General features: G+C 56.6%; 10 protein-coding genes and 1 riboswitch. Of the genes, 5 read left to right on the top strand and 5 right to left on the bottom strand.

Features of this window, described 5'->3' with window-relative positions; genetic code table 11:
- Window positions 1–333: transposase (locus E1297_RS07170; protein ID WP_209015685.1), on the top strand; the 333-nt coding region annotated here is incomplete at its 5' end.
- A gap of 101 nt (window positions 334–434) precedes the next feature.
- Here E1297_RS07170 and nrdF read toward each other — a convergent pair.
- The 4 genes from nrdF to nrdH are packed head-to-tail and all read right to left on the bottom strand — an operon-like array spanning window position 435 to window position 4,197.
- Window positions 435–1,424: a class 1b ribonucleoside-diphosphate reductase subunit beta gene (gene nrdF, locus E1297_RS07165; RefSeq protein WP_155135785.1), complete on the bottom strand. Its 990-nt coding sequence runs from the start codon at window positions 1,422–1,424 to the stop codon at window positions 435–437.
- An 11-nt stretch (window positions 1,425–1,435) separates the two neighbouring features.
- Complete coding sequence (gene nrdE / locus E1297_RS07160; protein ID WP_155135782.1) at window positions 1,436–3,586, bottom strand: class 1b ribonucleoside-diphosphate reductase subunit alpha; 2,151 nt, start codon at window positions 3,584–3,586, stop codon at window positions 1,436–1,438.
- Window positions 3,568–3,972 (bottom strand): class Ib ribonucleoside-diphosphate reductase assembly flavoprotein NrdI, encoded by a 405-nt coding sequence (nrdI, locus tag E1297_RS07155; protein ID WP_155135779.1) that lies wholly within the window; start codon window positions 3,970–3,972, stop codon window positions 3,568–3,570. The genes nrdE and nrdI overlap by 19 nt, the downstream gene beginning before the upstream one ends.
- A gap of 3 nt (window positions 3,973–3,975) precedes the next feature.
- A complete protein-coding gene (gene nrdH, locus E1297_RS07150) occupies window positions 3,976–4,197 on the bottom strand; it encodes a glutaredoxin-like protein NrdH (protein WP_155135776.1) in 222 nt (73 codons plus the stop codon).
- A gap of 107 nt (window positions 4,198–4,304) precedes the next feature.
- Window positions 4,305–4,514, bottom strand: a riboswitch (cobalamin riboswitch).
- Window positions 4,515–4,732: 218 nt separating this feature from the next.
- Here nrdH and E1297_RS07145 point away from each other — a divergent pair.
- Window positions 4,733–5,617, top strand: coding sequence for a DUF1289 domain-containing protein (locus E1297_RS07145; protein WP_155135773.1), 885 nt, complete (start codon window positions 4,733–4,735; stop codon window positions 5,615–5,617).
- On the opposite strand, the gene E1297_RS07140 is transcribed toward E1297_RS07145, so the two are convergent.
- Window positions 5,602–6,144 carry a hypothetical protein gene (locus E1297_RS07140; RefSeq protein ID WP_155135770.1) on the bottom strand — a complete coding sequence of 181 codons (543 nt, stop codon included), beginning with the start codon at window positions 6,142–6,144 and terminating at the stop codon, window positions 5,602–5,604. The two genes, E1297_RS07145 and E1297_RS07140, sit on opposite strands and share 16 nt — an antisense overlap.
- Window positions 6,145–6,427: 283 nt before the next feature.
- Between E1297_RS07140 and E1297_RS07135 the strand changes: the two genes are divergently transcribed.
- The 3 genes from E1297_RS07135 (at window position 6,428) to E1297_RS07125 (ending at window position 9,715) form a co-directional block, all read left to right on the top strand.
- Entirely contained in the window at window positions 6,428–7,300 is an 873-nt protein-coding gene (locus tag E1297_RS07135) for a LysR family transcriptional regulator (protein ID WP_155135767.1), read from the top strand.
- A gap of 362 nt (window positions 7,301–7,662) precedes the next feature.
- Complete coding sequence (locus tag E1297_RS07130) at window positions 7,663–8,640, top strand: DUF1852 domain-containing protein (RefSeq protein ID WP_155135764.1); 978 nt, start codon at window positions 7,663–7,665, stop codon at window positions 8,638–8,640.
- Between the two features lie 31 nt (window positions 8,641–8,671).
- Entirely contained in the window at window positions 8,672–9,715 is a 1,044-nt protein-coding gene (locus tag E1297_RS07125) for a methionine synthase (RefSeq protein WP_155135762.1), read from the top strand.
- The last annotated feature ends 83 nt before the right edge of the window (window positions 9,716–9,798 follow it).

The following is a 9,798-nucleotide window of genomic DNA, read 5'->3' as shown; positions in this document are numbered from 1 at the left end:
ACGATTTATCACAGAGCCCTAATGGACGCCCAGCCGGGCTTGCCTGATCGGCCCGTCATATTGGTTCTCGACAACGGGCCTGTACATACCAGCAAGCTCTCGCGCAAAGCCTTGGCCGACCTTGCTCATTGGATGACTGTCGAGTGGCTGCCACGCTACGCCCCGGAATTGAATGACATTGAACCCGTCTGGAAATCCCACAAACAGACCGAACTCGCGCACCAGACTTTTGCCGATGCCAGAGAGCTCGAAGCTGCGATCAAACTAGGCGTCGAAAACTGGAATGCCGAACAGATAAATCATCCGTGGGGTAGAGAGAGAATCTCTGCTTAGCTATTGCTAGGAGCCGGAATTGATTATTGAATTTGTGCAAACATCTTCAATTTCCACCATCATAGCATCGCCATCAACCTCTGTGACTGAAATTGGATTGCTTAGAAATCCCAGTCTTCGTCTTCGGTCGCGACTGCCTTGCCTATGACGTAGGACGAGCCGGAGCCCGAGAAGAAGTCGTGGTTCTCGTCGGCGTTCGGGGAAAGCGCCGCCATGATGGCCGGATTGACTTCACAGACACTGTCCGGGAACAGGGCCTCATAGCCGAGGTTCATCAACGCCTTGTTGGCGTTGTAATGCAAGAAGTGCTTTACGTCTTCGGTGAGGCCAACACCGTCATAGAGGCTTTCGGTATATTTGCCCTCGATCTCGTAAAGATCGAACATCAGCGCAAATGCAAAGTCCTTGATCTCCTGGCGTTCGGCCTCAGTGAGCACCTCCAGCATGCGTTGGAACTTGTAGCCGATATAGTAGCCGTGCACCGCTTCATCGCGAATGATCAAGCGGATCAGATCGGCCGTGTTGGTCAGCTTTGCGCGGCTAGACCAGTGCATCGGCAGATAAAAGCCTGAATAGAAGAGGAAGCTCTCCAGGAAGACGCTGGCTACTTTCTTTTTAAGCGGCGAGGAGGCCGCGTCATATTCATTCAGGATCAGCTGCGACTTGGCCTGCAAGAACTCGTTTTCTTCCGACCAACGGAAAGCATCATCCACTTCAGCCGTTTGACACAAGGTGGAAAAGACCGATGAATAACTGCGCGCATGGACCGCTTCCATGAACGCGATATTGGTCAGAACCGCCTCTTCATGCGGCGTTAGAGCGTCGGGCATCAGGGCAGGGGCGCCGACCGTGTTCTGTATCGTGTCCAGCAGCGTCAGACCGGTGAAGACTCTGATGGTCAGTTGCCGTTCATCCGCATGCAAGGTTGCCCAGCTTTGTATGTCGTTCGACAGCGGAACCTTTTCCGGAAGCCAGAAGTTCACCGTCAGGCGGTTCCAGATTTCCAGATCCTTGTCGTCCTGAAGGCGGTTCCAGTTGACAGCTTTTGGAACGGTGCGTGTCAGGCCGGAGACGGGTGTGTGAATGGTCATGAGTGTCTCCTTTAGAGCGAGCAGGACACGCAGCCTTGCACCTCGGTCCCTTCAAGGGCCATTTGGCGCAAGCGGATGTAATAGATAGTCTTGATGCCCTTCTTCCAGGCGTAGATCTGTGCGCGGTTAACGTCTCTTGTGGTCGCGTCATCGCGGAAGAACAGCGTCAGCGACAGTCCCTGATCGACATGCTCTGTTGCCGCCGCATAAGTGTCGATTATCTTTTCCGCGCCGATTTCATAGGCATCCTGGTAGTAGTCCAGATTGTCGTTCGTCATGAACGGGGCCGGATAGTAGACGCGGCCGATCTTGCCCTCCTTGCGGATCTCGATTTTTGAAACGATCGGGTGGATCGAAGAGGTCGCATGGTTGATGTAGCTGATTGAACCGGTCGGCGGCACGGCTTGAAGATTGCGATTGTAGAGCCCATCGGCCATAACGGCCTCCATCAGATCCTGCCAATCAGCCTGTGTTGGCAAAGTGATGCCAAAGGTCTCGAACAGACCCCGGATCCGGTCCGATTTTGGCTCCCAGATCTTGTCCAGATACTTGTCGAAGAAGGTGCCGTCTGCATAGCGGCTTTTTTCAAAACCCTTGAAGCTCTGCCCGCGTTCCCGCGCGATTTTATTGGAGGCGCGCAGGCAGTGATACGCGACAGCGTAGAAGTAAAGGCTGGTGAACTCGACGCCTTCCTCCGAGCCATAGTGGATTCGTTCGCGGGCCAGAAACCCATGAAGGTTCATCTGCCCGAGCCCAATGGCATGGCTTTCGTCATTACCCCGGCGAACGGACGGTACACTGTCGATAGCACTCATCACTGAGACGGCAGTAAGGGCCCGAACGGCGGTTTCGACCGTTGCACCCAGGTCCCCACCGTCCATTGTCCGCGCTATGTTCAAAGAGCCTAGATTGCAGGAAATGTCCGCGCCGAGATGCTCATAGGACAAGTCATCATTGAACTTCGATGCCTCGTTGACTTGCAAGATCTCTGAACACAGGTTCGACATATTGATCCGCCCGTCCACCGGGTTCGCCCGGTTCGCGGTGTCCTCGAACAGGATATACGGGTAACCGCTCTCAAACTGGATTTCTGCGATGGTCTGGAAGAAGGCTCGCGCCCGAATTTTTTTCTTGCGGATGCGCGGATCGTCGACCATCTCGCGATATTTTTCCGTGATCGAGATCTGGGACATCGGCACGCCGTAGACCCGCTCCACATCATGGGGTGAGAAGAGGTACATCTCCTCATCCTGTTTGGCGAGTTCGAAGGTGATGTCCGGAATCACCACTCCGAGCGACAGGGTCTTGATGCGGATCTTTTCGTCTGCGTTCTCCCGTTTGGTGTCGAGGAAGCTTAAGATGTCCGGGTGATGCGCGTTGAGATAAACTGCGCCGGCGCCTTGCCGGGCCCCCAGCTGGTTGGCATAGGAAAAGCTGTCCTCCAATAGCTTCATCACCGGGATGACACCGGAGGACTGATTTTCAATACCCTTGATCGGCGCACCCGCTTCGCGAATGTTAGTCAAAAGCAGCGCCACACCGCCGCCGCGTTTGGAGAGTTGTAGGGCTGAGTTGATGCCCCTTCCAATGGATTCCATGTTGTCTTCAAGCCGCAGCAGGAAGCAGGAGATCAGCTCACCGCGTTGTTTCTTTCCAGCGTTCAGAAAGGTCGGCGTTGCGGGTTGGAAACGGCCGGAAATGACCTCGTCCATCAGACGCATCGCAAGGTCTTCATCGCCGGCGGCAAGGGTCAGTGCCACCATCACGACACGGTCCTCAAACCGCTCCAGGTAGCGTTTTCCATCGAAGGTCTTCAGCGTGTAACTGGTGTAGTATTTGAAAGCGCCAAGGAATGTTGGGAAACGAAACTTTCGGGCATAGGCCGCCTCGAAAATCGATTTCACGAAGGCGGAGTCATATTGCTCCAGAACCTCTGCCTCATAGTAGCCCTCGCGAACGAGATACCCGAGCTTTTCTTCCAGCGAATGAAAGAAAACTGTGTTCTGGTTGACATGCTGAAGGAAGTACTGGCGGGCAGCCCGGCGATCGGCATCCAGCTGGATTTTTCCGTCCGCATCATAAAGGTTCAACATTGCGTTGAGGGCGTGATAATCGAGTGTTTCCGCCTGTGCTGCCGGGCGGTCTAGGACTGACGTTTCCAAAATTCTGTTATCCCGTGTTGGACCCTTTGAAGGTCACTGTCAGTTCCGGAGAGCTCAAATTTGTAGAGCAGCGGAACACCGCATTTTTTCGCGACAATGTCTCCGGCGAGGGCGAAATGTTCTCCGAAGTTGCGGTTGCCCGAGGCAATTACGCCCTTCAGGAGCGCACGCGTGAGTGCATCATTCAAAAACTGGATCACCTGTTTTGGGACCGCTCCTCGGCCACTGCCGTCCGCAAAGGTCGGCAGGACCAGAATGAAGGGCGATTGCAAAGACGGGAGCCGCTCCGATGTGTTCCGCGGAATACGGATTGCCGGATGTCCGAGTCTCTCAATAAACCGGTGCGTGTTTTCTGATGCGCTCGAAAAGTAGACGAGCCCACTCAACGGTCAGCTGAGTGCTGCGATCTTGTCCGGGCGAAAGCCGGCCCAATGATCTCCACGTACCTCGACCACCGGCACCTGCTGGTAGCCAAGCGCTTGAACGTGGTCAAAGGCTTCGTCGTCCTTGCTGAGATCAACGACGATGTAGTCGACACCTTTTTGCTCAAGTGCGCGGTAGGTCGCATTGCACTGAACGCAGGAGGGTTTGCTGTAAACGGTAACGGTCATGTCTTCTCTTGCACCCCGAAGAACGGCTCTGGTGATGAACGGAAGGCAAGCGCAAGAGGCTGTGCGATTGACGCAGTAAAGCCCCGCCCTACAGACCCTCCGTCCGTTGACGTTTTGTCGTTCAAGGCAGGTCTCCTGGCTCACGGGTCAGCGCTGACGTGATCCGCCTTCCCGGGGGCTCCCAGTGGCTTTTCGGATCGCAGCTCGCCGTTCACAGTTGCGGGGGCAGCACCGGATTTGTTTGACGCCAAACGCACCAGTTTCCCTCTTAGCCAACGATTTTGCAAAATCGCCAGACCTTGAATGCTACATATTGTATGTGATAATTCTAGGTCGTCAATATAATGTACCTAATCTTTCTTATAGGGTTGGGGATAAAGGATCATGCTATTGCAATGGCTTTCTGTCGGGCTTCAATCGGCATTGTGAAAATTCTATCTGATAGGGGGCGGGTGTCCGGCATTGAATGAAGACCTCACGATGGCCTTGATGCGATATGAGCTGCGCTTGCTTCTTACCCAAAGGAAGTCGGATCATGACAAGCGTTAGTCCATGCGTTGGCCTATGCAAGATTGATGCGACCACCGGGCTTTGCATGGGGTGCGCGCGAACCAGAGACGAGATTGCTGACTGGTGCGGTCATACCGAGGCCTGGCGGGCAGAGATCTGGAAGGATCTGCCGGAACGCTTTGAGCGGCTCGGCGTGACCTGCCGGCGCCTGCCTTGGGAGACGGAAGACATTCGCAATTTCGTTTTGCGGAGCTTGAGTGACGGCAGGGGGACGTGGGTCGCCGGCGTCGTCGGTGCTGTTGGCGAGTTCACGGCAGCCCCAGGTCAGGCTGTTCGCGCGGAACACGATGGCGAGGTCATCGTCTCCAGCACCCGGGGTGCAGGGCTGCGCTTCCGTATCGATGACAACGTTCGGGCACTGACATTTGAGGCAAAGGAAACACCGCTGGAACGTTCGCGGATCGTGCTTGCAGTCAAGCAGGAGCGAGGACACCCTGACATTGCCCACACCTTGACAGCGCTCGGGCCGGATCTGGATGCCGTCGCAGTTTCTGATCGAGATGCTCATGTTTTCGACCTTGGCATGGGACGCAAGGAAGCCCGGTTCTGCGTGCGTGCCGGGCCGGGCGAGACGCGAGAGGCGCTCTCGTCGGCAACCGGCTCGGCATTTCCCGACAACCTCGGGCTTATTGCGCCGGCGTTGCTGGCCAACAGTCCGGCACGGGTGATTGAGACCGCGCTTGGCAGGATCGAGATCCTGACACCGATCCCACCGCCCGGCGGACAATCGCCGCTTGGTCCGCACACACATCTACTACCCGCTCACCTCGCCACGGGGAAGGCCATGCCAGCCGGCATGGACCTGCCGGGCGCTTATTTGCCTGGCGCCATATTCTATCCAGCAGATTGATCCAGCGGCATGCGCGCGACCCCCGCTCGCACCCCGATCATCTGGGTGGCGAGAAGAACGGTGAAGGCCATGGCGTTTGTCCAGAGGATGAACCAGACGACCGCCGGTGCAAAGGCTGAAGCGGACGCCCCCAGAACGAGGCTTGCCGCGAAGACCGTGCCTTGCTGTCCGGCCCAGGCCGCAACGAAGGCAAGCAGTAGCCGCACTGCTGGCACTGAAGTCCGCATCAGACTGAGCGAGAGTAAGGCCGCGCCAACTGCAGCAAGCGCCGACAGCCCCAGTGCCACGCCCCAGGACAGCGTCATCGCATCGAACGGATAGCCGAGGAACCCGAACCCGATCACCTGATTGGCGAGCCAGCCTAGCGCCGCCAGAAACACCGCTCCCCGGGGAGGCAGGGTCAGGGCTGCAATTGCTCCGAGGGCCGCGAAGGGAATCCCGCAGGCAAGGGCGAAACTGAAGAGGATGGCAGCAGTCAGCAGAACACAAGTCCAGATTTGTGATTGTCCGGCCTCACGATTGTGCATGGGTCTGTCTCCTTCAAGTCTCGGTCTGACCCCGACCGAAAGTGTCACACATCGACCGCGGCCTTGCCAACCACGTTTGAGCGGAACACACAACGCGTGATGACTGCGGGAAACCCGTGAGGCCGGAAGCGCTTCCGGCGGGATTTTGATGACCTCAATTCCCGCCGCGGTGGCTCGCTACCCGACATCAGGGTGACAACTCCATTTTGAAGGACCACAGTCACGATTGCTCATGACGTCAAGTGAGGTTATATCAGAAAAACATGACAGGGATTCATGCTGAATGATCGATATCCAGCCTCTTGCCATCCTGCGCGAGATTGACCGTACGGGCAGCCTGACCCAGGCCGCCGATCAGCTGAACCTGACCCAATCGGCGGTCAGCCATGCCATCCGCCGTTTCGAGGATCGGTACGGTGTTAAACTCTGGGAGCGCGAGGGGCACAAACTGCGTTTGACGCTCGCGGGTGACTATCTTTTAGGGCTGGCGATGCGCGTGTTGCCGCAGCTGGAACATGGTGCGATTGTCCTTGAAGACTATGCACGCGGGCGGCGCGGCGCTATCCGGGTGGGGATGGAATGTCACCCCTGTCAGGACTGGTTGATGCGGGTGGTGGACCCGTTTCTGGCGGAATGGCCGGATGTCGAACTGGATGTGACGACAGCCTTCCAGTTTGGGGGACTGGCCGCCCTCCTGGGCCATGAGATCGACATTCTCGTTACTCCCGACCCGATTGAGCGTCCGGGTCTCGAATACAAGCCCGTCTTCGATTACGAGCTGGTTCTGGCGGTGGCCGAGGCCCATCCTCTGGCGCAAAAACAGCGGATCGAACCCGAGGATCTGGCGAGCGAAACCTTGATTACCTATCCCGTCTCTCGCGAGCGGCTGGATATCTATACCCGCTTCCTTGTCCCCGCCCATACCCTGCCGCATCGCCACCGCACAGTAGAGACGACCGATCTGATGTTGCGGCTCGTGGCATCTGGCCGCGCCGTCAGCGCAACCCCCGACTGGCTCTTGCGCGAGACTAGGGGGGTGAAGGGCGTGCGGCTCGGCGAGGGCATTGCGAAGTCCATCCATCTGGGACGTCGCACAGGCAATTCGACCAGCTATCTGGACGGCTTCATGGACCTGGCTGAAACCGTTCAGATCTAAACGGTCGCTGCATGGTCGCTAGATGAGCAGACGTTTGCTCGGAATCGATTGAGCGCCCAAAAGCTCATCAGCCTGAAAACGTTAGAGCATTGTGCATTGTCCTGGACAATTGGCGATGGCGAAAGACTCCGCGGCTTTGGCGGGTCACAAGGCTGATCACCAACCACATGACACTCAGTCATGTTTTTCTGAAAAGATATCATTTTTCTTCATGTTCCAGCTCGGGCATACAGCACGCATGACCTTGAACCGTCGACACATGCAGACCATCGCTTGCGCAAACTCGGGAACAAGTTCGAAAACTGCCGAAAGAGCGGGATCGACCTCGGAATTTGCATCGGCAGCCAGGACACGGGAAGACGATGACCAAAGACTTCACCTTCACGATCAAGAGCCTTCGTTTCGACGAAAACTACGAACCGGCGGACGGCACGCGACTGACGACCAACTTCGCGAATCTGGCGCGTGGAGAAAGCCGCAAAGAAAACCTGCGCAACGCTTTGCAAATGATTGACAACCGCTGCAATGACCTTGCCCACTGGGATAACCCTGAGCGAGATCGTTACCATCTGGACCTGGACATTGTCTCCGTCGAGCTGGATATCGACGGCAAGGGTGAGACCTTTCCGGCCATCGAAATCCTAAAGACGACAATTGTCGACAGCAAAATGTCCGCTCGCATCGAAGGCCTCGTCGGCAACAATTTCTCCTCCTATGTGCGAGACTATGATTTCAGCGTGGTGCTGCCTGAGCACAACAGGGGCAAGTCCGGGTTCAGCGTTCCGGACAATTTTGGCGATCTGCATGGAAAGATCTTCAAGAGTTTCGTCAGGTCCGATGTCTACAAGGCGCATTTCCGGAAACTTCCGGTGATCTGTCTCAGTGTCTCGGACAGCAAGACCTATCATCGGACCACGAATGAACATCCTGTTCTGGGGATCGAATACGAGCCGGACGCGCCGTCCTTGACCGAACAGTATTTTCAGAAGATGGGAATGCAGGTGCGCTATTTTATGCCGCGCAACAGTGTCGCGCCATACGCCTTCTACTTCTTCGGTGATTTGCTCAACGACTACACCAATCTCGAGCTGATCAGCACGCTGAGCACAATGGAAGCCTTCCAGAAGATCTACCGACCCGAGATCTACAACGCGAATTCCGTCGCCGGTCAGCTTTACAAACCGAGTTTGAAGCATCGGGACTTTTCGCAAACGCTGGTCGTCTACGACCGCGAGGAACGGACCAGACTTGCGACCGAACAGGGCCGGTTCGCTGAAGAGCACTTCATCAAGCCTTATCAGACTATTCTGCGGGCCTGGACCGAACAGCACGCGGCCTGAGCGACTGGAAGACACAAAAGGAATGCCTTACATGACCAAACTTCTCCCCACATCGACGGCCGGTAGCCTGCCCAAACCTTCCTGGATCGCTGAGCCGGAAAAACTCTGGTCGCCCTGGAAGCTGGAAGGCGATGCTCTGATCGAGGGAAAACAAGATGCGCTGCGCGTCGCACTGATAGAACAGCAGGCCGCGGGTATCGACATCGTCAGCGACGGCGAGCAGACCCGCCAGCACTTTGTCACGACCTTTATCGAGCATCTTGGCGGCGTCGATTTCGAAAAGCGCGAGACCGTCAGGATTCGCGATCGTTATGATGCCAGCGTGCCGACGGTCGTGGGTGCTGTATCGCGCGAAAAGCCGGTCTTTGTGGAAGATGCGAAGTTTCTGCGTCGGCAGACAGGCAGCCCCATCAAATGGGCGCTCCCGGGGCCGATGACGATGATCGATACCCTCTATGATGCTCATTACAAGAGCCGCGAGAAACTCGCCTGGGAATTCGCCGCCATCCTCAATCAGGAAGCCAGGGAACTCGAGGCCGCCGGGGTCGACATCATTCAGTTCGACGAGCCCGCCTTCAATGTGTTCTTTGACGAGGTGAACGACTGGGGCATCGCGACCCTGGAAAGGGCGATCGAAGGTCTGAAATGCGAGACGGCTGTCCATATCTGCTATGGCTATGGCATCAAGGCCAATACCGACTGGAAAAAAACTCTGGGCTCGGAGTGGCGGCAGTACGAAGAGACCTTCCCCAAACTCCAAAGGTCCAATATCGATCTGGTCTCGCTGGAATGCCACAACTCGCATGTGCCGATCGATCTGATCCAGCTTATTCGCGGCAAGAAGGTGATGGTCGGGGCCATCGATGTGGCGAGCAACACCATCGAAACGCCGGAGGAAGTTGCCGACACCTTGCGCAAGGCGCTCAAGTTTGCAGATGCCGACAAGCTCTATCCCTGCACCAATTGCGGGATGGCGCCGCTATCCCGCACGGTTGCCAGAGGCAAACTGAATGCTCTCAGCGTGGGTGCCGATATCGTCCGACGGGAACTCTCGGCTTTGATCGCCGCAGAGTAAGGCCAGCGCAGAACCTGACCTCATCCCGGCTGCTCCCCATTTGCAGAGTGGTCGGCCCAGGAGGCCCGAGCGTGAATATATGG

Source organism: Roseibium sp. RKSG952, assembly GCF_009711355.1.
This window is presented reverse-complemented; position numbering and strand designations above follow the sequence as displayed.

What these genes read in the sequence shown, in the direction of transcription:
- E1297_RS07125 (WP_155135762.1), top strand. Translation starts at nt 8,672, where the DNA reads ATGACCAAACTTCTCCCCACATCGACGGCCGGTAGCCTGCCCAAACCT.
- nrdH (WP_155135776.1), bottom strand. Translation starts at nt 4,197, where the DNA reads ATGACCGTTACCGTTTACAGCAAACCCTCCTGCGTTCAGTGCAATGCG.
- E1297_RS07140 (WP_155135770.1), bottom strand. Translation starts at nt 6,144, where the DNA reads ATGCACAATCGTGAGGCCGGACAATCACAAATCTGGACTTGTGTTCTG.
- E1297_RS07145 (WP_155135773.1), top strand. Translation starts at nt 4,733, where the DNA reads ATGACAAGCGTTAGTCCATGCGTTGGCCTATGCAAGATTGATGCGACC.
- E1297_RS07130 (WP_155135764.1), top strand. Translation starts at nt 7,663, where the DNA reads ATGACCAAAGACTTCACCTTCACGATCAAGAGCCTTCGTTTCGACGAA.
- nrdF (WP_155135785.1), bottom strand. Translation starts at nt 1,424, where the DNA reads ATGACCATTCACACACCCGTCTCCGGCCTGACACGCACCGTTCCAAAA.
- E1297_RS07135 (WP_155135767.1), top strand. Translation starts at nt 6,428, where the DNA reads ATGATCGATATCCAGCCTCTTGCCATCCTGCGCGAGATTGACCGTACG.